Consider the following 25921-nt stretch of genomic DNA (forward strand, 5'->3'; position numbering starts at 1 on the left):
TCATTGCGCTTGATCTTGTTTCAGCTTCTCAGCTTCGTCTTTTGCGCGCTGTTTTGCCTGCTTTCTAAAGAAACCTCTGAATAAAAAGTTATGCTGTAGAGCTTCCATATTCTGATTTAATTTATCCGTACTCTGTTCTAAGTTATTCATTGTTTTTTTCATCTGAACGGCCATCTCCTCATCATTAAGCAGCGTACCTAATGCATTATCATTCGTATTCATTTTGTCGGTAGCGTTTTTAAGATTCTCAGTCAAAGAAGAAGTTGTTTGGGTAATTCCCGCTAACTGCGCAGCAGAACTGCGTAGACTCTGGTATACGGTGGTGTCAGTCAGAATTTCATTTGCCAAAGACCCCTCGGTATTTAGCTTTTCGGTAAATAATTGCAACGATGCAGAAACCTTTGCTGTATTGGCCGCTGTTTGTGACAAGCTAGCCATAATCGACTTAACCTGCAAAGCCATCAAAGAGTCGGTAAGTACAGCCCCAATAGTTCCCTCTCCGTTTGTTATCCTTTCACTTAGTTTTTTTACATCACCTGTAATAGCCACTAAATTTTCATTATTAACCTGTAATGTAGCCATCATCTCTTCTGTGTCCGTACTCTTTACAGATTGAAGTAAATCTCCAGGTTCAACAACGGCCACATCGGCGCTCCCCCCTTGAATCACAATGATCTTATTTCCTATAAAACCTTCAGAACTGATGCGTACTTCAGCGTCCTTTCTAATATAATCTTGCGACTTCTCTTCGATATTAAAATCAATTTCGACGTGTGAATTTTCTATCAATTTAATGTTTTTTATCGTTCCTATTTTCACTCCAGAGAAAACAACATTATTTCCAGTTTTTAATCCACCCGCATTATCGAATACCGCTTTTAAATGTATTGTCTTTGTAAAGCGCTTTTGATTGCCTCCCAAAACAAAAATTGCAGTTACAAAAAACACAATGCCTATTAAGGTAAACAAGCCTACTATTACAGACTTCTTATTATCTGAATTACTACTCATATAGTTTATACAATAAAATTATAATCATAAAATGCTTTTACTCGATCATCTTTCGAATCAAAAATCTCATCGAATCTACCCTGACGCTCAAACTTCCCATCTAGTAACATGACAATCCTGTCTCCCACTTCCTTGGCGCAGGTTAAATCGTGGGTGATAATAATTGAAGACGTTTTGTATTCTTCCTGTACAGCGTTTATCAGATTATTGATCTCTGTACAGGTGATTGGATCTAAACCGGCCGTTGGTTCGTCGTATAACATGATATCTGGCCGCAAAATAAGTGTTCTGGCAATGCCAATACGTTTCCGTTGCCCACCTGAAAGTTCTGAAGGCATTTGATCTAAGGCTTGTAATAAACCAACAGATTCTAATACCTGCATAATCTCCTTATCAATTTCACTCCTGGTTAATGTGCGTTTATTTCTTACCAGTGGAAACTCCAAATTTTCTCGCACCGTCATGCTATCATATAGTGCACTATTTTGGAAAGAAAAGCCAATCCGTAATCGCAATTCCATTAATGCTTTCTCGTCTAATAGATTGACGTGCTCTCCCAGTACATTGACAAGCCCTTCATCTGGTTCCAGTAAACCTGAAATAATCTTTATCAAAACAGATTTACCCGTACCCGACCGTCCTAATACTACTAAATTCTCACCTTCATAAAGTTGCAAATTTACGCCCTTTAATACATGTAGATCGCCAAAAGATTTTCGTAAGTCCCGAAGGTCGATCACTGTATTATCGTAATTTATATGAGCCAATTGTTTTTCCATAACTATCCGCGCATACTTTGTACAATCATTACAACTAATTGTTCTTCTATAAAAATCAAGAACATAGAGGCTACAACCGCAGCATTGGCAGCTTTACCTACACCTTCTGTACCTTTAGAAGAATGATAACCCTGATAACATCCAACGATTCCAATTGTAAATCCAAAAAAACCAGCTTTAATAATTGCCTGAAAAATATCCAGAAAAGATACTGTTTCAAACACTTGGTCAAAGAAACTAATAAAACTAACGGACTCATGCTGATAAACATTTAAAAATGAACCCATTAACCCAACAAAACCAGTGTAGCAACTTAATATTGGAATCATAATTGTGGTTGCCAATACTCGGCTAACCACCAAAAATTTAAATGGATTCGTCCCGGAAACTTCCATAGCATCTATCTGTTCGGTTACCTTCATGGATCCTAGCTCCGCCCCAATATTTGAACCGACTTTTCCTGCGGCAATTAATGCTGTGACCAATGGGGCCAATGCCCTCACAATGGCAATAGCTATTAAAGAAGGTAACATGGCTGTTGCGCCAAATTCTTCCAAAGAAGGTCTCGACTGGTTTGTAAATACAATTCCTGTTATAAAGCCTGTCAAGGATATTAAGGGTAATGACTTCACTCCTACCTCATAGCATTGGTTCATTATTTCCCTAAATTCATAAGGAGGCATAAAAAGCTCTTTAAAAAACCGCATGATAAATTGGTGCACATTACCTAATTGAATAAGCTTTTGGTCAATTTTTCTAGAAATCATCTCTTCTCTTTGTCAGCAAAAAACATAATATACCCTATTATGTTTTTTGCAAAAGTATATTTTTATTAATTAATTTCCTTTGTTGGTAACACAAAAGTTAACACATCTTACCGTTTGTGGGAATTATGAGATTTATATGAAAAAACTATAAGCCGACAGTAGGTTTTTTCACAAAAGATGATGCCCCTATACCGAATTATTTATTTTGTTTTCGCTCTTTATTTTAAAAAATTTACTTTTAGACACTGATTCAAAGACAGTGTTACGCATTGTTATGTAAAAAACAGTAACTGATGACAGGCTTATTAACTTAACAAACCTTTAAAATGACAAACAGACGAAGCTTTATTCAAAAACTAGCGCTTGGCAGCACTTTAGCTATCAGCATTCCAGATATTGTATCGGCAGCAAATTTGAGCAGCAATAATACTATTAAACTTAACCGAGATGATGTAGTATTATTTCAAGGTGATTCTATTACAGACGCTGGTAGAGATAAACAAGAAACAGCAGCTAATACCCAAGCGTCATTGGGAAACGGGTACTCGGCATTGGCAGCAGCACAACTATTACTCAAATATGGATCTTTAAATTTACATATTTATAACAGAGGCATCAGTGGAAACAAAGTATACCAACTTGCTGAAAGATGGGAACAGGACACGTTAAATCTTAAACCCAATGTACTTAGTATTCTTATAGGGGTAAATGACTTTTGGCATACTTTGGCAGATAAAGACCCATATGAGGGAACTGTAGCAACGTATGAAAAAGATTACCGTGCACTATTAGACTACACAAAGAAAATATTACCAGACACGCAGCTGGTTATAGGAGAACCTTTCGCTATTAAAGGCGTGAAGGCAGTAAACACTGAATGGTATCCTGCTTTTGACGAATATCGTGCTGTTGCCAAGGCGCTTGCCGCAGAATTTAATGCTATATTTATTCCTTATCAACAGGTGTTTGATGAAGCCATTCAGCAGGCACCAGCTCAATATTGGACAGGAGATGGCGTGCATACCACGTTAGCTGGAGCCGCACTGATGGCTGAAGCTTGGTTAAAAGTAGTTAGTGGTTGAACCGTATTCGTTTATTGTCGATTTATGTTATATAACGGTACAAATGACCATCGATTTCAATCTCTCTAAATAGTCAAAAATGACAACGCCCCAAACATTGCTCAATTCCATATTGGATAATGATTTTTACAAATTCACGATGCAACATGCAGTTATCAAGCTTTTCCCAAAAGCCGAAGCATCCTATGAATTTATTAATCGTGGCGATCATAAGTACCCAGAAGGTTTTGCCGAAGCGCTGAGATACGCAGTTGCTAAGATGGCCAGTTTACAGTTAAGTAAAGAAGAGAAAACATATTTACAAACCACCTGCCCTTACTTAGACCCGACATATCTTGATTTTTTACAAGGGTACCGATACGATCCAGAAGAAGTTGCAATAACACAGCATGGAGGTATACTATCTGTAAAAATTACTGGCTATTGGTACAGGACAATCTTATGGGAGGTTCCAATCATGTCCTTGATTTCTGAACTATACTACAAAATGAATCAACTGATCGGTCACACCGACAATGAAGTAGTCGAAACAGCTAGGCGTAAAATTGAAAAATACAATGCTTTGGGAGTTACGATTGCCGAATTCGGCACACGTCGAAGACATTCCTACCATACGCACAGGCTAGTAGTACAAACCCTTAGACGTTTTGGCACAAAAAGCTTCATAGGGACCAGTAATGTACATCTGGCTATGTTGAACCAAACAAAACCTATTGGTACGCATGCCCATGAATGGTTTATGTTTCATGCAGCTAAGTATGGTTTCAAAATGGCCAACAACCTGGGCCTACAACATTGGGCGAACGTATACCGGGGAGACCTCGGAATAGCGCTATCTGATACGTATACAACAGATGTGTTCTTCTCTCAATTTGATAAAATGTTCGCTAAGTTATTTGATGGTGTCCGACATGATAGTGGCGACCCGATTGTCTTCGCCAACAAAACCATAGCACACTATCAGGAGAAAGGAGTCAATCCTCTCTCAAAGACAATTATTTTTTCTGATGGTCTAGATTACGAAAAAGTAGAGCATATTGCCCTACATTGTAAAGGGAAAATAGGCATTTCGTTTGGAATAGGTACAAACTTTACAAATGATGTTGGTTTAAGCCCTTTAAATATTGTAATAAAGATGACGGAAGCGCATCCTGATGACGCGTATTGGACACCTGTAGTTAAATTATCAGATGTTAAAGGTAAATATACCGGCGATCAAAAAATGATAAGCTTAAGTAAAACGATATTAGGGATAACGGACTAATGGATAATGATATTTTTGGAAATGCGTTGCTAGATTATTATCATAAAAAACGATCAACGGCACCTCTTATACTGCATAATAACTACGGCGAAGACGAAGAAATGCCCGTAGAGATTTTTTTTAGAGAAATTGATGACTTTCCTGAACTCGAGTTCATTGCATTGGCACTTACCGATGGAAAGGTATTAGATGTTGGAGCAGGAGCTGGAAGTCATTGTTTATATCTTCAGCAAAAAGGTGTTGACGTAACCGCCTTGGAGATTTCTCCCATTGCTTGCCAAATCATGGCCAAACGTGGAATAAAAAAAATAATCAATCAAGATATTTTCAGTTATAAAGAAGAAAAATTTGACACCCTTTTGTTTTTGATGAATGGGATTGGACTTGCGGAAAATATAGCGGGTTTAAAAAAACTATTAAATCACTGTAAAAAGCTTCTTAATACGGGCGGCCAGCTTATCTTTGATTCTTCTGATGTTTCCTATCTATATGAAAGTGATCTTGAAAGACCAATGGTTTATCATGGAGAGATACACTTTCAGTACGAATATAAAAACCAATTGGGAGATCCTTTTGGTTGGTTGTATATTGACCAAGAGACGCTTATACTAATCGCTCAACGCAGCGGTTGGGTAGTGCAAATCTTGTACGAAGATGAAAATGATCAATACCTGGTAAGGCTTTCTCTAAGTACGCCTTAATTTTTAAGTAAACGTTGAATTTCATCAAGTTTCATCAAAGCTTCTACGGGTGTTAGCGCGTTTACATCTAGATTATTTAACATATCCCTGATCTTTACCAGTATCGGATCGTCAATAGAAAACATCTGTAATTGATAGGCTTGCTTTTGTATTTTCTTAATACTATCCTTGATATGTTCTCCGCCGGTACGCTCCTGTTCCAATCGTTTTAAAATATCATTGGCCCGCATTACTAACTTAGGCGGCATACCTGCCATTTTAGCCACATGGATGCCAAAACTATGTTCACTTCCTCCCGGAACCAATTTACGCAAGAAGATAACCTTATTATTAATTTCTTTTACAGAAACATTAAAGTTTTTAACACGATTAAACGTGTTAGTCAATTCATTCAGTTCGTGGTAATGCGTAGCGAAAAGTGTTTTTGCTTTTGCCGCTGGGTGGTTATGTAAATATTCAGCAATTGCCCAAGCAATAGAAATTCCATCATAAGTGCTTGTCCCCCGCCCAATCTCATCTAGCAAAATGAGGCTTCTATCAGAAATATTATTTAATATACTTGCTGTTTCATTCATCTCCACCATGAAAGTAGATTCGCCCGAAGATAAATTATCAGAAGCGCCAACTCTAGTGAAAATTTTGTCCACAAGTCCTATCGTTGCCTGTTTCGCAGGCACAAAACAGCCCATTTGTGCCATCAAAACAATAAGCCCAGTTTGCCTTAACAAGGCGGATTTTCCGGCCATATTTGGACCGGTAACAATAATTATCTGCTGTTTTTCGCTATCTAAAAGAACATCATTTGTAATATATTCCTCTCCAACAGGTAGTGTTTTCTCAATGACAGGATGACGCCCCCCCTTGATATCAAGTACCCGGCCTTCATTAATCAACGGTTTTACGTAATGCTGCTGTCTGGCAATTGAAGCAAAGTTTAATAGCACGTCAAGCTGTGCAACCAAACCTGCGTTCAGTTGTACAGGCTTAATATAGGCCAATAATGAAACCAACAATTCATTATACAGGCGATTTTCGATTCCCTGTATTTTATCTTCGGCCCCTAAAATTTGCTCTTCATACGTTTTAAGTTCATTAGTGATATATCGTTCTGCATTCACCAGTGTCTGTTTCCTTACCCAATCGGAAGGTACTTTATCTTTATGAGCGTTAGTAACCTCTAGGTAATAACCAAAAACATTATTAAAAGATATTTTCAACGAAGGAATACCGGTTAACTCCGACTCCCGGCGTTGAATTTCAAGTAGGTAATCTTTCCCCCCAAATGCCACCTTACGCAACCGGTCTAACTCCTCATCCACACCATCAGCTATTACGTTGCCTTTTATCAAAAGTACGGGAGGCTCCTGCTGCAATTCTTTGTCTAAACGTTCGATTATTAGTTCACAAGGGTTTAACTGCTCGGAAATCATTTTCAAAGCAGAAGAATCCACGTTACTTGTCAATTCCTTCAATTTCGCTATCGACGTCAGCGCTCGTTTGAGCTGGATTAACTCTCTGGGGTTTGCTTTTTGTAAACCGATTTTACTGATCAAACGTTCTAGATCGCCTATCTGCTTAATTTCTTGAATCAAATGTTCCCTTAAGTCTTCATTCCTTAACAAGTAATCGACAACATTTAGTCGTTCTTCTATAGGAGCTTTATCTTTCAAGGGCATCACCATCCACCTTTTTAAAAGCCTAGCTCCCATCGGGGATGATGTATTGTCAAGTACATCTACCAAGGTTATTGCCTGCTCATTGCTTGAACCAAGGAGTTCAAGATTACGAATAGTAAAGCGGTCCAACCACATATAACGCTCTTCTTCTATACGCGCAATGTGTGAGATATGTTGTAAATTTCGATGTTCTGTTTCATTAAGATAATGCAACGCTACACCGGCAGCAGTTATACCAAATGGCATTCGATCGATACCAAAGCCCTTTAGCGAATTAACTTCAAAATGTTTAAGTAAAGTTTCTTCTGCATAATCACCGGTATAAGGCCAATCATCTAAAGAAAAGGTATAGAATCGATCACCAAAATTTGTCTTGACGTCATTCGAACTTCGTTTTGGAAAAATAACTTCACTGGGTTTAAACCCCTGCAACAACTTATCAATATAATCAGGATTTCCCTGCGCGACTAAGAACTCACCCGTAGAAATATCTAAAAAAGCAACACCTACATTACTCTTTTCAAAAAATAATGAAGCTAAGTAATTGTTAGATTTTTGTTGAACAATATTATCGTTATAAGATACGCCGGGTGTTACTAACTCCGTAACACCTCTCTTCACAATGGTTTTTACTGATTTTGGATCTTCCAGTTGATCACATATGGCTACACGTTGCCCTGCGCGCACCAACTTTGGCAAGTAGGTTTCTAGCGAGTGATGAGGAAAACCAGCAAGCGCAGTTTCAGAAGCACTCCCATTACCGCGCTTTGTAAGCACTATTCCCAATATTTCTGCTGCCTTAACGGCGTCAGAACCAAATGTTTCATAAAAATCACCTACCCTAAATAACAATAAAGCTCCTGGATATTTCACTTTAATGCTATTATACTGCTGCATCAATGGAGTTTCTTTCTTCGCTGTCTTTGCCAAAATATAAATAAGTTTAAAGCGGTAAAAATAAGATAAAATTTAGTTACCCGTCAGCTCTATTACCAATCTTCATCATCAGGTTCGATTCCCAATAGTGAATCGTGTACTGACTGGAGTTCTGCCAACGCATGCAAATTGTTTGCTTGCTTTGCAACAGCCATTCCCTTTTGATAAATTTCTATCGCTTTCTCCTTTTGCTGCAATGATTCATACAATTTACCAAAGTGGTAATAAGTTCCTACGTATCCGGGATGATTATTCACGAGCTTGCGAAAATAACGCAACGCCTGTTTAGTATCGTTCTGTTTAACGTACTCAGAAGCAATAGCATATATTACAAAAGGATCATTGGGATTGGCTTCTTGAAAACTAAAAAGTTTTTCCAAACGTTCGTTACTCATATTATTGTGCCCCTAAAAATTTAATAGTTATGCGATTTTTCATATCTTTAAAACCTTGAGAGACCAAAGATAGAAAAGTATGTTTTGATTTCACAATAATAGAAAATATGACTGCTTCTAGCAATACGGGTCATCGAACAAGCAAATACCAGTTATGTAAAATAAAACCAGAGAGATTTAAACAAAAAAGATGAAAGTATTAGTTTGTATAAGTAACGTTCCGGACACTACCTCGAAAATCACCTTTTCAAACGGAGATACCGAATTCAATACAACGGGCATACAATTTATTGTAAACCCATATGATGAAATAGCACTATCCAAAGCAATTGAGTTAAGCGAAGGAGGAAAAGGAACTATCACCGTAATTAATGTTGGCGAAGCTTCAACAGAACCTACCATTAGAAAAGCATTGGCAACTGGTGCCGACAAAGCGGTACGGGTTAATGCGCACCCCAGAGACGCCTGGTTTGTTGCTAACCAGATAGCTAATTATGCTAAACACGAAGACTTTGATTTAATTTTACTGGGCCGTGAATCTATTGATTATAACGGAACTCAGGTAGCAGGATTAGTTGGTGAGTTACTGAATATACCGTCCGTATCAATCGCAAAAAAAATAAGCATTGAAGACAATAAAGCCACTATTGAGCGGGAAATAGAAGGTGGTAAAGAAATAATTTCAGTCCCATTGCCAATTGCAATTGGAACTGCAGAAGGAGTTGCAGAACCAAGAATCCCGAATATGAGGGGGATTATGTCTGCCAGAACAAAACCATTGGAGGTTATTGATGCAATAGAGGTACCTCAGCTCGCTAAAGTTATTAAATATGAAACACCCGCTCCCAGAGGGGCTGTAACATTGATTGATGCAGCAGAAGCAGAAAAATTAGTAGATCTGCTACATACCAAAGCACGGGTAATCTAAGGATATAGTTTATATGTTTGTATAAAGAAAGCAAACAACGTTAAGTACGTCCTTTTCTAATTCACATTAAAATAAAAACACTCTGATAATGTCAGTATTAGTATTTGTAGAAAATATATCAGGCAATTTTAAGAAATCTGCCTACGAAGTAGTTTCTTATGCCAAAACCATAGCCAAATCGGTAAATAAAGAATTGGTTGCTATCTCTATTGGAGATGTTTCTGAAGAAAATCTTCTCAACTTAGGGAAATATGGAGCCAACAAAATATTGACTGTTAACGCCGACAATTTGAAGTCGTTCGTTAACCAGGCCTATGCTTCCATTATTGCACAAGCGGCAAAGCAGGAAGATGCAAAGATCATCGTCTTATCTAACTCTTTTAGTGGGAAAGGACTGGCTCCTCGAATTGCAGCTAAACTGGAAGCTGGTTTGGCTGATGGGGTAGTAGAACTTCCTAAAATTGATGGTGAATCTTTCGAAGTAAAGAAGACAGCCTTCTCGGGAAAAGCTTTTGCGATAACGGCATTGCGTTCTGACATCAAAGTTTTAGCGTTAAATGCAAATTCTTTTGAGATACGGGAAGACGCTGTGGAAGCGGCAATTGTCAATTTTGAGGGGTCTCCCTCACAGGAGGATTTTGGTGCTGTAGTAAAAGACATCGTGCGCGCCACTGATAAAATTTCTCTCCCTGAAGCAGAAATTGTAGTTTCGGGAGGAAGGGGATTAAAAGGGCCCGAAAACTGGGGAATAATAGAAGATTTGGCAAAAGCGCTTGGTGCAGCTACCGCCTGTTCTAAACCGGTATCTGATGCCGGCTGGCGCCCCCATGCTGAACACGTTGGGCAAACAGGTATCGCAGTAAGCCCAAACTTATATATTGCCATTGGTATATCTGGAGCTATACAACATTTAGCAGGTGTAAGTTCATCGAAAGTTATTGTTGTCATCAATAAGGATCCAGAGGCTCCTTTCTTTAAAGTTGCAGATTATGGTATTATAGGAGATGCATTTGACATAGTTCCAAAACTTACTGCTGCCATCAATGCACACAAAGACAGTTAAACACAAAGCTAAAGTGTCTCATCAACCTGTTGTTAATAGTAGATTAACAGTTAAATGGACTTTTTATACACGATTAGTTGAAAAAGCAATAAATTCGCGTGTTGAATTAGATGCTATTTTAAAAAAATAGCACCTCTTTTAAAATGCTTTTTGCATATTTGCCTCCATAAAATGAATAAGATCAAGTTAGAAATAGTCGGGCTCTCCTATAGTCAAACACAGTCTGGTGCTTATGCTTTAGTACTAGGTGAGGTTAGTGGACGCAGAAGATTACCAATTATCATTGGTGGATTTGAAGCACAGGCGATTGCAATTGAAATTGAAAAACTTACTCCTAGCAGGCCTCTTACACACGACTTATTCAAAACATTTGCCTCAACGTTTAACATTTCAATAAATGAGGTCATCATTTACAATTTGGTTGACGGCATTTTTTATGCAAAATTAATTTGTAATAATGGTAAGAAAGATATCGAAATAGACGCAAGGACCTCTGATGCCATTGCGCTAGCTATTAGGTTTGAGTGCCCAATATATACGTACGAGTTCATACTCGCGTCAGCAGGGATTGTTATAGAGGGAAACGATTTTGTGTTTTTGGAAAACCTAGATGCATCAAAAGAAGAGCAGTCTACCACAGCTGAACCTTCTAGAACAACCTATGCATCTTATACAGATGATGAACTAAAGGCTGCTCTTCAACAAGCTCTTCAGGAAGAGGCTTACGAAAAAGCAGCAAAAATACGTGACGAAATTTCGCGGAGAAAATCGTCTTGACACGTTAATAAACTAAACTGTTAATTAGCATACAGCCAAGTAAAATATGCCGATCAAATTCAGATTAACACTCATGAGTTTTCTGCAGTTCTTTGTTTGGGGTGCATGGATGATAACGATTGGTGTATACTGGTTTCAACATAAACAATGGTCTGGGAGCGAGTTCGGTGCTATCTTTTCTACTTTGGGTATTTCTTCTCTATTTATGCCTGCATTGACTGGCATAATGGCCGACAAATGGGTGAATGCCGAGCGCCTATATAGTATTTTGCACATCTTATTTGGATGTACTTTTTTGTATTTACCGCATGTACAAGATCCACAAATTTTTTTTTGGGTCATTTTGGTTGCCATGTTGTTTTATATGCCTACTATAGCCTTATCAAATTCCATCGCTTACACATTATTAAAAAAAAATCAATACCATATCATTAAAGATTTCCCTGCTATCCGTGTGTGGGGGACAATAGGTTTTATAGCTGCGATGTGGGTAACTGATCTGACCGGTAATAAAGCGCTAGAGGGGCAATTTTACATCTCTGCCATTGCGGCAATTGGACTCGGTATCTATTCTTTTACTTTGCCCCCATGCCCTCCTCTTCAATCAAAATCAGGAAATAGATCGCTAAATGAGCGTTTGGGATTGAATGCATTCCAGCTTTTTCGAACCCCAAAAATGGCATTATTTTTTACGTTTTCCATGTTTCTAGGTGGCGCGCTCCAATTAACAAACATGTATGGAGACGCCTATTTATCCGATTTTGGCAGTATCCCGGCCTATGCAAATTCTTTCGTTGTTAGGCACTCTACTATTATCATGTCTATTTCCCAAATATCGGAGACCATATTTATCTTAGCTATTCCATTTTTTCTTCGACGATTCGGTATTAAGCATGTCATGCTCATCAGCATGTTAGCTTGGGTGCTCCGTTTTGGTTTATTAGCCTATAGCGATCCGATTAACGGTCTATGGATGATTATTCTTTCTTGCATAGTTTACGGTATGGCCTTCGATTTTTTCAATATATCTGGATCTCTTTTCGTGGAGACCAGTACCGATGCGAACATCCGTTCTTCGGCACAGGGATTGTTTATGATGATGACCAACGGTTTTGGGGCGATCTTAGGCAGCTCAGTTAGCGGTTATGTTATTGAACATTATTTTACACAAGCCAATGGACGAATGATGTGGCAGGAAATCTGGATAAGCTTTGCCGCTTATGCACTTGTCATCGCTTTTCTATTTTCGTTTCTTTTTAAACACAAACATCAGACCTCGAATTCTGAAAAGATTGAATAAACAGCAATTTTTAAAATGGCTCTTTATTGTAACCGTTGCCTAATTGCTTCGTAAATAATAACACCTGCGCTCACAGAAACATTCAAAGATGCGATATCCCCGAACATCGGTATCTTCGCCAGATGATCTGCGTATCGGATAATATCCTTAGATATTCCTTCATCTTCGGCACCTAAGACAATAGCGGTTGGAGCACTATAATCGGGCGTATATATCGTGCTATTTGTTTTCTCTGTACAGGCAACTATTTGAAGCCCGGACTCCTGTAAATATCGTAGTACATCCACCAGATTCCCGTGTCTGCATACAGGGATTTTATATAAAGCGCCCGCAGACGTTTTGATTGCATCGGGATTAATTTCAGCAGCCCCCTTTTTGGGAACTATGATGGCATCCACCCCTGCACAAGCTGCCGTCCTTGCAATAGCCCCCATATTACGCACATCCGTTATTCCGTCGAGAATCAATATCAGCGGTACAGCGCCAGACTCATAAATTTGGGGAATGAGATTTTCAATCTTATGGTATGTAATAGGTGAGATAGCAGCTATCACACCTTGATGATTTTTTCTCGTGATACGATTCAACTTCTCTAGAGGTACTGATTGAAAGCTAATTTCACGTTCCCTTATCAAAGACTTAAGTTCCTGAAAAAGTTCTCCGGACAACCCTCTTTGAATAAATAAAGATTCAATTTCTTTATTACTATTTATCGCTTCAATCACTGCTCTTATACCAAACACTAATTGGTTGGTTTCTCCTTTAATCGGTTTTGAAAAATGACGCATATCTACATTAAAATTGCCCGTGCAAGTTACCAATATAATCTATTATTATAGGGTCGTTCCATATAAAAAATTCGAGTGTTCCACCATGCTATTAGTCTTTTGTAAATCGTCAGTTAAATATCCAACGCTCCCTCTTTTATATGTCGCGAAATAACTAAATGTTTCTTATATGGTAAGTTTTTCTTCTAGAATATCAGAGGGTTATTAAGCATGCAAATTAACAGTCGAAAAGTTATTAACATATTTTACAAATCATTGATGATCATATTAGTATGCACACAACTAACAGGATATCCACATCAAATGTGGATATCCATCTTTAGCAAAGCAGACAAATTCAATGCTTAACATTTTTTATTATCCACCATTGTGAGAAACTCAAAATTACGAAGGATAATAAATTAACTACATTTGTACTATGAACTCCGAAAACGAAAATTATCAACCAAGAAATACTGCAAAAAAAGGATCATTTGCTGATCGTAAAAACAGGTTAAGCAATATGACAAGCGGTCTTGGCAAGCTACCTCCTCAAGCTGTAGACTTAGAAGAAGCTGTTCTAGGAGCTTTAATGGTAGAAAAAGATGCCTTGTCGACCGTCATCGACATACTAAAGGTGGATACATTCTATAAAGATGCACACCAGAAAATCTTTGAAGCCATTTTCAACTTATTCCAAAAATCCTCTCCCATTGACTTATTAACTGTGACTGCTGAATTGAGAAAAATGGGCGCCTTAGAGATGGTAGGAGGAGCTTATTATATTACCCAACTGACAGATCGGGTGGTATCAGCCGCAAATATCGAGTATCATGCTCGTATCATATCTCAAAAGTATATTCAGCGTGAATTAATAAAAATTTCTACGGAAATAATTAATAACGCCTACGAAGATACTGCTGATATTTTTGATTTATTGGATACTGCAGAAAAAAGCTTATTTGATATCGCGCAAAATAATCTCCGGCGTGACACCCGGAAAATGGATGACATCATGCGCGAGGCTGTAAATAATCTCGAACAATTGAGAGATCGTACCGATTCCTTAACAGGAGTTCCGTCGGGTTTTACAGCTTTGGATAGAATTACTTCCGGCTGGCAGCCATCAGATTTGGTTATTATTGCGGCAAGGCCAGCAATGGGTAAAACGGCATTTGTATTAACCTGTGCTAGAAATGCAGCCGTTACACATGATAAACCCGTGGCCGTATTCTCCCTTGAGATGTCTTCCGTACAGCTCGTGAACAGATTAATATCTGGGGAAACAGAAATAGAGCAGGAAAAGTTGAAAAAAGGTACACTTGCTGATCATGAATGGACACAACTACATTCTCGAATAGGAAAGCTTACTGAAGCTCCTCTTTTAATAGATGATACCCCAGCCCTTAATGTTTTCGAATTTCGTGCGAAATGCAGGCGCTTGAAAGCGCAGTATGATATACAAATGGTAATTGTTGACTACCTGCAGTTAATGCAGGGTAAAGCTGAAGGTAAGGGCGGTGGAAATCGTGAGCAGGAAATAGGTAGTATATCAAGAGCCCTCAAGTCAGTAGCAAAAGAACTAAATATTCCAGTTTTGGCATTATCCCAACTAAGCCGTGCTGTTGAAAGCAGGCCTGGAGCATCGAAAAGACCAATGCTTTCAGATTTACGTGAATCTGGCTCAATAGAACAAGACGCAGACATGGTGCTATTCCTTTATCGACCAGAATATTACGGAATGACCGAGGACGAAGAAGGCAGGCCTACTGCTGGAGTAGGAGAAGTTATCATTGCAAAAAACAGACATGGTGAAACAACCATTGTTCCGCTAAAATTTGTAGGTAAATATGTCAAATTTCAAGATTTAGAAGAAGATTTTAATGGAGGAACCTCCTTTGGTAGCGGCAGTACTGAGGATAATCCTTTTTCAGCAGGCATGATGCCTTCGCCGGAATTTGGAAATGTTGGTGGAATAATAACACGATCCTCAAGAATGAATGACATGGATGATGAAGCTCCATTCTAAGTTAAACCCAATAATTACCTGCGGTAACTATTGGGTTACCTTAAATACTATTTTTTGAACTTGTCTTGTAAATTCTTTAGCATATCATCAGTGATGGGCTTTGCTTTCTTTTCTACAGTTTTAACTTTATTAATCCGTTGTTGATGGTTTATATTTGAATTTCCACTGTTAGGCAATGGGGATATTTTTGCGTCTTTTTTTACCGTCTGATTGTTACTTCTGACCCTATTCCAGATGCCGTCAATGCATTTCTTAGTGAATAAGGGAAAATCGCCCTGTTTCATCCAAGCATAGTAACTTGGCTCTATCCTAAATATATCTTCTACACTTCTACCTTTGTACTTTCCAAAGCTAAAAACCTCTATCCCATCCTCATTATAAACAATACGTCCAGCAAAATCAACAGGCCTATTTAAGTTGGTAAACTCATGTAGTGCTGACACTTCATTTTTTACAGGAAAAGACTTATTGCCTTGTTTATCCTCCCATTCTACTCCCTCATATTTCTCAATCTGAGCAAGTAAAACTTCATAAGTCGCCCGCACATCTGCCTCCGCACTATGTGCATTTACAAGTGTTTTATCACAATAGAATTTATAAGCGGCTTTCAAGGTACGCTGTTCCATTTGGTGAAAAATATTCTGTACGTCAACAAATTTTCTATTGTCCAGCTCAAAATCAACACCAGCGCGTAAAAACTCCTCCATTAAAACCGGAATATCAAATTTATTAGAGTTATAGCCTGCTAAATCAGTATTATCCAAAAAAAGGACAATCTCTTCGGCTATTTCCTTAAAAGTAGGGGCGTCTTTCACATCCTCATCATAAATGCCATGAATAACAGACGATGTTAGTGGTATTGGCATCTCTGGGTTTACACGTTCAGTCTTGATCTCTTCACTCCCATCCGGCATTGCCTTAAGAATAGAAATTTCAACAATTCTATCAGAAGCTACATTTACACCTGTTGTTTCTAGATCAAAGAAAGCTAAAGGGCGCTTTAAGTTCAGCATCATTCCTTTTTTTTGATTAATATTGTGTTATTTATTGATTAGTTTAACTGAAGAAAGAAACAAGGTAACTCATCCAAATATCAGAATTCCCAGCATTATACCAACAACCATAATGATATAAAGCCATATCTCATTGCTCGCAAAATGCTTATATTGCGTCCAAAAACTATAATCGTGTCTATCTTTTTCTTCACTCATGAACAAACTTACATATATAAATTGCATATAAAATGCAATTTAAACGAACGGTATATACCTGATGTTTTCGTCGATCACACGTCGACAGATGCATCTATGTTAATAAAATTTCTTACCTAACCGTTCCACAGCGCTTAAAACCTTTATAATACCAAGCATCTTTTAAGTCACTTACAATTACTCCTTTTGAGGTAGATACATGCGCAAATTTATTATTATGTAGGTATATACCTACATGATTGATTTTAGAGCTACCAAAACGAAAGAAAAGCAAATCACCTTCTTGCAATTGACGTTCATATTTACGTTTGACGGCACTTGCTTGTTCACTAGAGCTCCTAGGAATACTCTTCCCGTATGCTTGACTCATGACCATCACAGCGAAAGCAGAACAATCTATTCCTCGTTTCGAGCTTCCTCCATACAAGTGCGGTGTTCCCATCCATTCATTGATCAATAGATATAAACGTTCATTTTTAAGATCACTTGTTTTTACTCCCATAAACATCGCATAGTCATTCAACACATTACCCGTTCTGTGATAATTATTTACATTAGATGCATCTGTAATGATTTGCCCGCTATTTTTTTCCAAATGCTTATTGTGCGTTACCGTAGGCCTTGCAGACCTTCTACTTAAACAACCGGTAAACAAGCACAATATGATCAATAAATAGATATTCCTTTTCAGCAGACAATTCATCACAAAGAGCTAATCAACAAAAATACGTCTTACAATTATCATTTAGCCTAACATTCATTGCTAATTTATGAATTTGCAACGCTTAAAGAAGCCGAGGTTTCTTCTACTTCTACTTCACCATTTTCACTCAACTCGATAAGTTTAACTGTTTTTATTTCGTTCACCAATAACGGGTCATACATTACCCGTGTTTTTACATAATTTTTTGAAAAACCATGCATGTAGCCATCTTTTACATCTCCTTCAAAAAGTACTTCTACGGTACTCCCTAACTGAGATTCATAAAATGCTCTCCTTTTTTTATCAGATAAAATATGCAACATTTTACTTCGTTCAGAACGAGCTGATCCAGGAACAGCTCCTTCCATTTGTGCAGCAATAGTGTTTTCCCGTTCAGAATAGGTGAAAACATGTAGGTAAGAAATAGCCAACCTATTTAAAAACTCATAGGTTTCTATAAAATCTTCCCTTGTTTCTCCAGGGAAACCGACAATAACATCCACTCCAATACAGCCGTTGGGCATAAGTTGCTTTATCTTTTCAACGCGCTCTATGTACAACTCCCTTTTGTACCTCCGGCGCATCAATCCTAAAATCTTGTTTGAGCCCGATTGTAAAGGTATATGAAAATGCGGAACGAAACGTTTAGAACGTGCAACGAACTCAATAATTTCATCACTCAATAAATTTGGCTCAATAGAGGAAATCCGAAATCTGTCAATACCCTTAACATTGTCAAGTGCTTCCACGAGACTCAAAAAACGGTCTTCTCTACGACCATTCCTGACGCCAAAATCACCGATGTTTACACCCGTAAGAACAACTTCTTTCACTCCTGAGGCAGCAATTTCATCAGCCTGCCTTACAATGTCAGTAATCGCTCCACTTCGACTTCCACCTCGAGCTAAAGGGATTGTACAGAATGTACATGAATAATCACAACCATCTTGTACTTTTAAAAAAGTTCGGGTACGGTCTCCTATAGAAAACGCAGGCACAAAAATATTGGTCTCTTCTATTGGTGCATTATGTACAATAGCTTTTTGCTGTTTCGTTAGACTATTAATATGTTCAATAATATTAAATTTCTCCGCAGCACCTAAAACCATATCAACACCAGGAATTTCAGCAATTTCTTTCGGTTTTAACTGTGCATAACACCCTACGATGGTGATATAAGCATTAGGAGAATATTTTAAAGCTTCTTTTACCACCTTTCTGCACTTTTTATCGGCATTGTCTGTTACTGAACAGGTATTTATAACGTAAACATCTGCTTCTTCATTAAATGCAACAGAACGGTATCCCGCATCCTGAAACAGTCGACCGATTGACGAAGTCTCTGAAAAATTCAGTTTGCATCCCAGCGTATAAAAAGCAACTCGTTTTTTCATAATTACTTATTTGCAAAGACATGTATTGCAACATCTTACATACTGTCATTATTACGAATGGCAAAAATACAGTTTTATTTAAGCTTATTGCAGATAAGTTTGAGTTTTTCGCATAAGGAAGTTAGTTTAGAGACTAATTTGACAAAACTCAAAAGAGTTAAACTTCAATTATCAAATTAGACTAGGTTGATACCTAGGCCTTTCAAGGGCTGACGCATAAGGAAACACGAGACAATTCTATCCTTTGATCGGCAATTCAACCCGAAACAAACACGACAGTTTCACCATGAATGAGCTTTTGGTATGTTAAAACACTAAATATCAATTCTCTGAACCTTTATTTCCAGCATGAAGCATTTCATTGCATATAAAATCAATTTTGTCTAAGTTTGTATGTTCTTTTTAGAGTCAAATAACTTGATAGGCACCTCAATTATCTGTGTGTTTAATTAATGCCAATAAAAAGAATGTTACTTCGGCTTTTTTCGATTGACTTCAATTTTAAGAAAGGATCTTCGAAATAAGGCCGCACCAAAAAATACGCAGTATAAATGGACACTTCAAAATTACTTCAGCGCGCGCTTCAATTTGATTTCTTATCCAAAGAAGAGGGTATACACCTATACCACCATGCATCTACTGCATCGTTATCCTATGTTGCTAATGAATTACGCAAAATACAGGTACCACATGGCAAAGTTACCTGGCAAATAGATAGAAACGTAAATACAACTAACGTCTGTATTGCCAATTGTAAATTCTGTAATTTTTTCAGAAGACCCGGGCATCAGGAGAGTTATATAACAGATATCGAGACTTATAAGCATAAAATTGAAGAAACCATTAAGTACGGAGGTGATCAATTATTATTACAGGGAGGGCACCATCCTGACCTTGGTTTGAATTTCTACACAAACTTGTTTAGACAGCTAAAAGATCTCTATCCAAAAATAAAACTACATTCATTAGGCCCTCCCGAAATTGCTCATGTCGCGAAACTGGAGAACATGTCACACCTAGAAGTGCTAAGCGCCTTAAAAGAGTCGGGACTGGATTCTCTTCCAGGTGCCGGTGCTGAAATATTGAACGATCGCGTTCGCAGACTGATCTCTAAGGGAAAGTGTGGAGGAAAGGAATGGCTCGATGTTATGCGTGCGGCCCACAAAATAAATCTACCCACCTCCGCAACTATGATGTTTGGGCATATTGAAACAATTGAGGAACGCTTCGAACATCTCGCTTGGATTAGGGAAGTACAAAATGATAAGCCCAAAAACGCCTATGGGTTTATCGCATTTATACCATGGCCTTTTCAAGATGATGGAACGTTATTGAAGAAAATTCGGGGCATAACGAATGATGTTACTGGAGAAGAATATATACGCATGATTGCATTGAGTAGAATTATGCTGCCAAACATCAGAAATATTCAAGCTTCTTGGTTGACCGTTGGAAGAAAGGTAGCACAACTTTGTTTACATGCTGGAGCGAACGATTTTGGTTCCATCATGATCGAAGAAAATGTTGTTTCAGCTGCTGGTGCTCCGCATCGCTTCACCTCACGATCCATACAAGACGCGATTAAAGAAGCAGGTTTTGAACCACAACTAAGAACGCAAAAATACGAATTCAGAGAACTTCCTCAAAAAATAGAAGAGCAGGTCATAAATTATTAATGTAATGGAAAACGTTGCACAGTACATTGAAGCTTTAATTTTTGCATCTGAACAAAGCGTTGAAATCTATGATATTAAACAAGTTATACGGGAGGCCTTGGAATACGAATTGTCGTCAGAGGATATAGAAGAAGCCATACATTTAATCGAACAGAAATATGCAGCGCCGACTTTTGCCATACAATTGCAGAAGATAAATAACGGATATCAATTCTTGACAAAGAAAAATTACCATAAAGTTATCAATCAACTACAGATACACCACTCTAAAAAGAAACTAAGTCAAGCTGCGCTGGAAACACTGGCTATCATCGCCTATAGGCAACCTATCACTAAACTTGAAATAGAACAAATAAGAGGAGTTAGCTGCGACTATTCTATCCAAAAACTACTTGATAAAGGGCTTATCCAAATTAACGGAAAATCAGATGCAATAGGAAAACCATTACTGTACGGAACCAGCAAAATTTTTATGGACTATTTTGGGATTAATTGTACTGCGGATTTACCTAAATTAAAAGATATTGCAAATGAGGAACAGAGCATAGGTGATGTTATCGATTAGGCTAATAACATTTTGCAGATTTATTTTTAAATAAATTTATAGACTCTTTTAAAATCTTCGTAATTTTATCAGCACAAACCAAACAATATAAAACAAGCGTAACTATTAAAATTGGAAATGAAAACGCCAAAGAAAACTGACAAAAAAATTGGTTCAAAAGCTCCCTCGCACGAAGCAGACAAGTCTGATATTAAGTCTACCCAACCAAAATCCAAAAGAGGCTTTGACGACGACGATGATGACTTTGATTTCAACGAGCTGGATACGTTTGACAATTTTGATGATTTCGACGACGATGATGATGACTATTAGTCTTTCGATCAACGCACTATAGGAATATAAAGCACTTAGTATTTATACTGGGTGCTTTTTTGTTAAAAATATTCAAGGTTAAGATGACAGTTGAGGTAAGAACAAAGAAGCAAGAGAAACAATTTTTAGAAGTTCCGAAAAGATTATACAAGGATGATGAACACTGGATATGTCCGCTTGACAATGATATAAAACAAATTTTTGATCCTATAAAAAACAATTTTCACCAACATGGTGTCTGTGCCAGATGGATTTTGATTGAAAACGAGCTAGTAGTAGGAAGAATCGCCGCTTTTATTAATTATGAGAAGGCTTTTTCTCTGCAATTCAAGGTTGGAGGGATAGGTTTTTTTGAATGCATAAATTCTTATAGCGCTTCAAAAGAGCTATTTGATACTGCAAAATTGTGGCTACAAGCAAAAGGTATAGAGGTGATGGATGGCCCTATTAATTTTGGTGAGAACGACAATTTTTGGGGACTGCTGATCGAGGGTTTTACTCCTCCGTCCTATGGCATGAATTATAATAAACCTTATTATCGCGATTTATTTATAAATTATGGTTTCAAAATAATTTATGAACAAATCACTAATCACCTCGATGTTAATCGCCCATTTCCGGAACGTTTTAACAGGATAGCAGAATGGGTAAGCCAAAAACAAGGTTATACCTTCAAACACTTCAGTAAAAAGAAACTACCTGAGTTCGCTAAGCATTTTATGGAAATTTATAACGATGCTTGGGGAGATTTCGAAAATTTTAAACCTATAAAGATGGAGACCATAATGGAATCTTTTAAAAAAATGAGGTTTATTATGGACGAAAAATTAATTTGGTTCGCTTATATAGACAATGTACCCGTCTCTTTTATTATGGTAATACCAGACGCCAATCAACTTATCAGGAAGTTCAATGGAAAAATGACTATATGGAATAGTTTTCGTTTTATATTGAATAAAAGAAAGGTTAACCGATTACGTGCGATTGTTATGGGAACAAAGAAAAATTATCAAAAGCACGGACTTGAATCTGCACTGTTTATCAAGTTAAAGCAATATGTTATACCTCTAAATAGGTATAAGGAACTTGAGCTGTCATGGGTAGGTGATTTTAATAAGGAGATGTTATCCATACATAAAGCTACTGGAGCCAAACCAGGAAAAAAACATGCCACATTTAGGTACATATTCGAGACTGTAAAATAGACTGTGTCAAGGATAATAAATAGAAGTATTATTTTTGACATAGTAATTATGAGTATTAAAGAAAGCGATTTTGATTTTGAGTCCATGAAGGATAAAGCTCTGGAACAGTTACGCAGCGGAGAATCACTTTATGGCAAGAACGGAGCTTTTGCTCCTTTAATGAAGAAATTTTTAGAAGCCGCGTTGGAAGCTGAAATGGAGAGCCATATGGACGAAGCCCAACGCTCCGGTGGTAATCGGCGTAACGGCAAGTCCAGTAAGCAGATTCGGACTTCTGAGGGTACGATCGATATCGATACTCCCCGTGATCGTCGATCCAATTTCGAGCGAGCCCCAACTCGTTAAGAAACGGGAGACGATTTTAGCTGAGAGCCTAGAGAAGAAGATTTTAGGCATGTATGGCTTGGGTATGAGTTTTCGGGATATTTCCAACCACATCAAGGAGATGTACGATACGGATATCAGCCACAGTACACTTTCTTCGATTACCGATAAGATTATTCCCCAGGTCAGGGAATGGCAATCACGAAGCCTGGATTCTCTTTATACGATTGTTTGGATGGATGCCATGCACTACAAGGTGAAAGAAGACCATCGTTTTGTTTCTCGGGCTGTATACAATATCCTTGGCGTTGACCGAAACGGACATAAGCATTTATTAGGGATGTATGTTTCGGAGAGTGAGGGGGCTAACTTTTGGCTGAGCGTACTGACGGACTTACAGAACCGAGGTGTAGAGGATATCTTAATTGCCTGTATCGATAACCTAAAAGGGTTTTCAGAAGCAATACAGGGTGTTTTTCCCGATACCGAAGTACAGACCTGTATCGTGCACCAGATCCGGAATAGCTTAAAGTATGTGGCCAGTAAGGACCAAAAGGAGTTTATGAGCGATCTAAAGCCTGTCTACCGGGCTGACACATTGGATCTTGCCGGATTGCGGATGGATGAACTTCAGGATAAATGGGGTGAAAAGTATCCGGTGGTCATCGACTCCTGGCGGCGTAACTGGGATCGTCTGACCACCTATTTCCGATACGATAAATCCATCCGAAAATTGATCTACACCACCAATACGATCGAGGGATTCCATCGCCAGGTCCGTAAGGTCACTAAAACTAAAGGTGCCTTCACTTCAGATATGGCGTTATTGAAACTGATCTATCTAGCCCATAAAAACATTAAGAAGAAATGGACGATGCCACTGGCCAATTGGGGAACAACAGCACAGAAATTAGCCATTTGGTTTCCGGGAAGAATGGTGTTAGATTTGCAATAAGCAAAATGGCTGAATTACCGCCCCGCGGGGCGGTAATTCAGCCATTGACACAGTTTGTTTTACACTCCCACATATTCTAACTATGGCATATAAAATAGTTAATAATATTTTACTTCTGATTGATGTACGTTTTCCTCAACTCTTCATATAGCTCTATTACCTTTTTTTGCAACTCTATTACATCATTATTTCTTTCGAGCAATTTTTTGTTAGCAAGCTCTAAATCAGATGTGTATTTCTTCTGCTCATCCGCGTCATTAAAATTTAGCAACTGTACAATTGTCATATCAAAAAGCTTCGCAATCTGTTGTAATCTTGAAAGATTGACATCTGTAATGCCGGTTTCTATTTTTGAAAAGGCAGGAATAGATATATCCAGCCGCTTGGCTACATCTTCTTGACTCCATCCATTTTGATGACGCAATAATCTGATTTTTTTCCCTAGAGATTTCATCTATTTGTCTAATTTTTATTTGTTACCTATCAGATGGTATTTTATAATGATAAAACAAATATTTTCCTCTAAATAGTTCTTTGTTTCAAATGTTTGTCTTATTAGCAGGCCACGTAAACTATCATTATAAAATAGTAACTTCAACTATATCAAACTTAGATAAACTTTCTTTTATATGCAAGCAATTTTACTGTGAGATAGTAAAATAACGTCTATCCATTTTCTCCCCCGCTTAGCGAAAACAACGTTCTCAAAGAGGAAATATATTAATTAATTTCAGGAATTAAAGAATTTTTCCGACAAGTTAACAAGATTGATACCGCCAAAGTTTCCAGAACTCATAAACAATAAATTTTTATGCTGAGATTCTATTGTTCCGATATACTGTTGTAATGTATCTACGTCCGTAAAGTAGGAAATATCCATTCGGTTGAACGCCTCTTTAATAGTGAGATCGCTAATGGGTGATATATTTTTCTGTTTCATTGATTGCTGATCTATAAACACAGCAGCCTCATCCGCTCCATCCATCGCCCCTTTGTATTCCTTCAAAAATTCTTCATTCAAACTGCTAAAAGTATGCAACTCTACCACTGCAAATAATTTATTTTCGGGATACTGCTCTTTTACAGCCTCTATGGATGCTTTAACTTTTGATGGAGAGTGTGCGAAGTCTTTATAAACTACACTCCCGTTATAATCAGCTATATATTCAAGTCTTCTCGCAGCACCCTTAAAAGTACTTATAGCATCGTAAAACTCATTCCTGCTTATCCCCAACCATTCGCCAACAGTAAAAGCACCTGCAAGATTTGAAAGATTATGCTTTCCAAAAATCTGCAGCGGGACCTCCCTTTTTGCTGTATTTAAATAGCTAATTCCTTTGTTAATAGTAAAATCGGGTAATTTATAACCATGTTTATTGATATTAGAATCGTCGTTAGAAACAAGCGCCTGAACCTCCTTGTCATCTTTATTGTACACTAAAGTGCCTTTCTCCTCAATACTTTCAATGAATAATTTGAATTGCTTAACATATTCATCGTAGGTAGGAAAAACGTTTATATGATCCCAGGCTATCCCGCTGATCAAAGCAATATGAGCATGATATAATAAAAACTTTGGTCGCCTGTCTATTGCCGAAGCAAGATACTCATCTCCTTCAATAATAATCAAAGGAGCATCCTTTGTAATCTTCACCATGTATTCAAAACCATCCAATTTCGCTCCCACAACATAATCAAAATCTCTCCCTGTATGCTTCAACACATGCATAACCATAGAAGTAATCGTTGTTTTTCCATGACTTCCACCAATGACAACACGGGTTTTCTCTTTCGACTGCTCATAGATATAAGCCGGATAAGAATAAATCTGCAATCCAAGTTCTTGTGCTTTTAGTAACTCCGGATTATCTTCTTTCGCATGCATCCCTAGAACCACTGCATTTATTTCATCGGTAATTTTTTCTGGGAACCATCCGAGACGCTCAGGCAGTAGTCCGTATTTAGCTAAGTTAGTTCGAGAAGGCTCATAGATAAAATCATCAGAGCCACTCACCAAATACCCTTTTTTCGACAAAGCTATAGCCAAATTATGCATAACACTTCCACCGATAGCTATAAAATGCACACGCATATCTCTATA

The 25921-nt window shown here is 37.8% G+C and carries 23 protein-coding genes and 1 pseudogene; 13 read left to right on the forward strand and 11 right to left on the reverse strand.

What is annotated here, in order from left to right; all coding sequences use genetic code 11:
• From H8S90_RS19825 to H8S90_RS19835, 3 genes are read right to left on the reverse strand one after another with little or no spacing between them, the layout of a single operon-like run.
• Positions 1–1011: an MlaD family protein gene (locus H8S90_RS19825; RefSeq protein ID WP_187339539.1), complete on the reverse strand. Its 1011-nt coding sequence runs from the start codon at positions 1009–1011 to the stop codon at positions 1–3.
• Positions 1012–1016: 5 nt separating this feature from the next.
• Positions 1017–1790 carry an ABC transporter ATP-binding protein gene (locus tag H8S90_RS19830; protein WP_187339540.1) on the reverse strand — a complete coding sequence of 258 codons (774 nt, stop codon included), beginning with the start codon at positions 1788–1790 and terminating at the stop codon, positions 1017–1019.
• A gap of 2 nt (positions 1791–1792) precedes the next feature.
• A complete protein-coding gene (locus H8S90_RS19835) occupies positions 1793–2557 on the reverse strand; it encodes an ABC transporter permease (RefSeq protein WP_187339541.1) in 765 nt (254 codons plus the stop codon).
• A 326-nt stretch (positions 2558–2883) separates the two neighbouring features.
• Between H8S90_RS19835 and H8S90_RS19840 the strand changes: the two genes are divergently transcribed.
• From H8S90_RS19840 to H8S90_RS19850, 3 genes are all read left to right on the forward strand, one after another.
• On the forward strand, positions 2884–3639 hold the full coding sequence (locus H8S90_RS19840; RefSeq protein WP_187339542.1) for an SGNH/GDSL hydrolase family protein: 756 nt from the start codon (positions 2884–2886) through the stop codon (positions 3637–3639).
• A 79-nt stretch (positions 3640–3718) separates the two neighbouring features.
• On the forward strand, positions 3719–4903 hold the full coding sequence (gene pncB, locus H8S90_RS19845) for a nicotinate phosphoribosyltransferase (protein ID WP_187339543.1): 1185 nt from the start codon (positions 3719–3721) through the stop codon (positions 4901–4903).
• Positions 4903–5604 (forward strand): bifunctional 2-polyprenyl-6-hydroxyphenol methylase/3-demethylubiquinol 3-O-methyltransferase UbiG, encoded by a 702-nt coding sequence (locus H8S90_RS19850; RefSeq protein WP_187339544.1) that lies wholly within the window; start codon positions 4903–4905, stop codon positions 5602–5604. Before pncB ends, H8S90_RS19850 begins: the two co-directional genes overlap by 1 nt.
• Here the strand turns inward: H8S90_RS19850 and mutS are convergent.
• Positions 5601–8210: a DNA mismatch repair protein MutS gene (gene mutS / locus H8S90_RS19855; protein WP_222852144.1), complete on the reverse strand. Its 2610-nt coding sequence runs from the start codon at positions 8208–8210 to the stop codon at positions 5601–5603. The genes H8S90_RS19850 and mutS overlap by 4 nt on opposite strands.
• Positions 8211–8269: 59 nt before the next feature.
• Positions 8270–8611 carry a tetratricopeptide repeat protein gene (locus tag H8S90_RS19860; RefSeq protein WP_187339545.1) on the reverse strand — a complete coding sequence of 114 codons (342 nt, stop codon included), beginning with the start codon at positions 8609–8611 and terminating at the stop codon, positions 8270–8272.
• A 190-nt stretch (positions 8612–8801) separates the two neighbouring features.
• Here H8S90_RS19860 and H8S90_RS19865 point away from each other — a divergent pair, with 190 nt between their 5' ends.
• From H8S90_RS19865 to H8S90_RS19880, 4 genes are all read left to right on the forward strand, one after another.
• Positions 8802–9539 (forward strand): electron transfer flavoprotein subunit beta/FixA family protein, encoded by a 738-nt coding sequence (locus H8S90_RS19865; protein WP_187339546.1) that lies wholly within the window; start codon positions 8802–8804, stop codon positions 9537–9539.
• 88 nt (positions 9540–9627) lie between these two features.
• Positions 9628–10602, forward strand: coding sequence for an electron transfer flavoprotein subunit alpha/FixB family protein (locus H8S90_RS19870; RefSeq protein ID WP_187339547.1), 975 nt, complete (start codon positions 9628–9630; stop codon positions 10600–10602).
• Between the two features lie 171 nt (positions 10603–10773).
• Positions 10774–11379, forward strand: coding sequence for a bifunctional nuclease family protein (locus H8S90_RS19875; RefSeq protein WP_187339548.1), 606 nt, complete (start codon positions 10774–10776; stop codon positions 11377–11379).
• Positions 11380–11425: 46 nt separating this feature from the next.
• Positions 11426–12679, forward strand: a complete 1254-nt coding sequence (locus H8S90_RS19880; RefSeq protein WP_187339549.1) for a nucleoside permease — start codon at positions 11426–11428, stop codon at positions 12677–12679.
• 23 nt (positions 12680–12702) lie between these two features.
• On the opposite strand, the gene rlmB is transcribed toward H8S90_RS19880, so the two are convergent.
• Positions 12703–13467 carry a 23S rRNA (guanosine(2251)-2'-O)-methyltransferase RlmB gene (gene rlmB, locus H8S90_RS19885; RefSeq protein ID WP_187339550.1) on the reverse strand — a complete coding sequence of 255 codons (765 nt, stop codon included), beginning with the start codon at positions 13465–13467 and terminating at the stop codon, positions 12703–12705.
• A gap of 418 nt (positions 13468–13885) precedes the next feature.
• On the opposite strand from rlmB, the gene dnaB reads away from it, so the two are divergent.
• Entirely contained in the window at positions 13886–15475 is a 1590-nt protein-coding gene (gene dnaB, locus H8S90_RS19890) for a replicative DNA helicase (protein WP_187339551.1), read from the forward strand.
• 47 nt (positions 15476–15522) lie between these two features.
• On the opposite strand, the gene H8S90_RS19895 is transcribed toward dnaB, so the two are convergent.
• The 3 genes from H8S90_RS19895 to mtaB form a co-directional block, all read right to left on the reverse strand.
• Positions 15523–16491, reverse strand: coding sequence for a 3'-5' exonuclease (locus H8S90_RS19895; protein ID WP_187339552.1), 969 nt, complete (start codon positions 16489–16491; stop codon positions 15523–15525).
• Between the two features lie 307 nt (positions 16492–16798).
• Complete coding sequence (locus H8S90_RS19900) at positions 16799–17281, reverse strand: C40 family peptidase (protein WP_255501667.1); 483 nt, start codon at positions 17279–17281, stop codon at positions 16799–16801.
• 173 nt (positions 17282–17454) lie between these two features.
• A complete protein-coding gene (gene mtaB / locus H8S90_RS19905) occupies positions 17455–18783 on the reverse strand; it encodes a tRNA (N(6)-L-threonylcarbamoyladenosine(37)-C(2))-methylthiotransferase MtaB (protein ID WP_187339554.1) in 1329 nt (442 codons plus the stop codon).
• A 551-nt stretch (positions 18784–19334) separates the two neighbouring features.
• On the opposite strand from mtaB, the gene mqnC reads away from it, so the two are divergent.
• From mqnC to H8S90_RS19930, 5 genes and pseudogenes are all read left to right on the forward strand, one after another.
• Positions 19335–20459 (forward strand): cyclic dehypoxanthinyl futalosine synthase, encoded by a 1125-nt coding sequence (mqnC, locus tag H8S90_RS19910; RefSeq protein WP_187339555.1) that lies wholly within the window; start codon positions 19335–19337, stop codon positions 20457–20459.
• A gap of 4 nt (positions 20460–20463) precedes the next feature.
• Positions 20464–21024 carry an SMC-Scp complex subunit ScpB gene (scpB, locus tag H8S90_RS19915; RefSeq protein ID WP_187339556.1) on the forward strand — a complete coding sequence of 187 codons (561 nt, stop codon included), beginning with the start codon at positions 20464–20466 and terminating at the stop codon, positions 21022–21024.
• A 117-nt stretch (positions 21025–21141) separates the two neighbouring features.
• Positions 21142–21336 carry a hypothetical protein gene (locus H8S90_RS19920; RefSeq protein WP_187339557.1) on the forward strand — a complete coding sequence of 65 codons (195 nt, stop codon included), beginning with the start codon at positions 21142–21144 and terminating at the stop codon, positions 21334–21336.
• 83 nt (positions 21337–21419) lie between these two features.
• Positions 21420–22541, forward strand: coding sequence for a GNAT family N-acetyltransferase (locus tag H8S90_RS19925; protein WP_187339558.1), 1122 nt, complete (start codon positions 21420–21422; stop codon positions 22539–22541).
• Between the two features lie 48 nt (positions 22542–22589).
• Positions 22590–23820 (forward strand): annotated as a pseudogene (locus H8S90_RS19930) (IS256 family transposase).
• Positions 23821–23929: 109 nt separating this feature from the next.
• Here the strand turns inward: H8S90_RS19930 and H8S90_RS19935 are convergent.
• Both H8S90_RS19935 and murC read right to left on the reverse strand, forming a co-directional pair.
• Positions 23930–24274, reverse strand: a complete 345-nt coding sequence (locus H8S90_RS19935) for a helix-turn-helix domain-containing protein (protein ID WP_187339559.1) — start codon at positions 24272–24274, stop codon at positions 23930–23932.
• A 276-nt stretch (positions 24275–24550) separates the two neighbouring features.
• The gene (gene murC / locus H8S90_RS19940) at positions 24551–25912 is read right to left on the reverse strand and encodes a UDP-N-acetylmuramate--L-alanine ligase (protein ID WP_187339560.1); all 1362 of its coding nucleotides are present in this window, start codon (positions 25910–25912) and stop codon (positions 24551–24553) included.
• Between the last annotated feature and the right edge of the window lie 9 nt (positions 25913–25921).

It is taken from the genome of Olivibacter sp. SDN3 (assembly GCF_014334135.1).
Classification (GTDB): domain Bacteria; phylum Bacteroidota; class Bacteroidia; order Sphingobacteriales; family Sphingobacteriaceae; genus Olivibacter.

Bases quoted from the DNA above. Each gene is read 5' to 3' on its own strand.
- H8S90_RS19825 (WP_187339539.1), bottom strand. From the start codon at position 1,011: ATGAGTAGTAATTCAGATAATAAGAAGTCTGTAATAGTAGGCTTGTTT.
- H8S90_RS19830 (WP_187339540.1), bottom strand. From the start codon at position 1,790: ATGGAAAAACAATTGGCTCATATAAATTACGATAATACAGTGATCGAC.
- H8S90_RS19835 (WP_187339541.1), bottom strand. From the start codon at position 2,557: ATGATTTCTAGAAAAATTGACCAAAAGCTTATTCAATTAGGTAATGTG.
- H8S90_RS19840 (WP_187339542.1), top strand. From the start codon at position 2,884: ATGACAAACAGACGAAGCTTTATTCAAAAACTAGCGCTTGGCAGCACT.
- pncB (WP_187339543.1), top strand. From the start codon at position 3,719: ATGACAACGCCCCAAACATTGCTCAATTCCATATTGGATAATGATTTT.
- H8S90_RS19850 (WP_187339544.1), top strand. From the start codon at position 4,903: ATGGATAATGATATTTTTGGAAATGCGTTGCTAGATTATTATCATAAA.
- H8S90_RS19860 (WP_187339545.1), bottom strand. From the start codon at position 8,611: ATGAGTAACGAACGTTTGGAAAAACTTTTTAGTTTTCAAGAAGCCAAT.
- H8S90_RS19865 (WP_187339546.1), top strand. From the start codon at position 8,802: ATGAAAGTATTAGTTTGTATAAGTAACGTTCCGGACACTACCTCGAAA.
- H8S90_RS19870 (WP_187339547.1), top strand. From the start codon at position 9,628: ATGTCAGTATTAGTATTTGTAGAAAATATATCAGGCAATTTTAAGAAA.
- H8S90_RS19875 (WP_187339548.1), top strand. From the start codon at position 10,774: ATGAATAAGATCAAGTTAGAAATAGTCGGGCTCTCCTATAGTCAAACA.
- H8S90_RS19880 (WP_187339549.1), top strand. From the start codon at position 11,426: ATGCCGATCAAATTCAGATTAACACTCATGAGTTTTCTGCAGTTCTTT.
- rlmB (WP_187339550.1), bottom strand. From the start codon at position 13,467: ATGCGTCATTTTTCAAAACCGATTAAAGGAGAAACCAACCAATTAGTG.
- dnaB (WP_187339551.1), top strand. From the start codon at position 13,886: ATGAACTCCGAAAACGAAAATTATCAACCAAGAAATACTGCAAAAAAA.
- H8S90_RS19895 (WP_187339552.1), bottom strand. From the start codon at position 16,491: ATGATGCTGAACTTAAAGCGCCCTTTAGCTTTCTTTGATCTAGAAACA.
- mtaB (WP_187339554.1), bottom strand. From the start codon at position 18,783: ATGAAAAAACGAGTTGCTTTTTATACGCTGGGATGCAAACTGAATTTT.
- mqnC (WP_187339555.1), top strand. From the start codon at position 19,335: ATGGACACTTCAAAATTACTTCAGCGCGCGCTTCAATTTGATTTCTTA.
- scpB (WP_187339556.1), top strand. From the start codon at position 20,464: ATGGAAAACGTTGCACAGTACATTGAAGCTTTAATTTTTGCATCTGAA.
- H8S90_RS19920 (WP_187339557.1), top strand. From the start codon at position 21,142: ATGAAAACGCCAAAGAAAACTGACAAAAAAATTGGTTCAAAAGCTCCC.
- H8S90_RS19925 (WP_187339558.1), top strand. From the start codon at position 21,420: ATGACAGTTGAGGTAAGAACAAAGAAGCAAGAGAAACAATTTTTAGAA.
- H8S90_RS19935 (WP_187339559.1), bottom strand. From the start codon at position 24,274: ATGAAATCTCTAGGGAAAAAAATCAGATTATTGCGTCATCAAAATGGA.
- murC (WP_187339560.1), bottom strand. From the start codon at position 25,912: ATGCGTGTGCATTTTATAGCTATCGGTGGAAGTGTTATGCATAATTTG.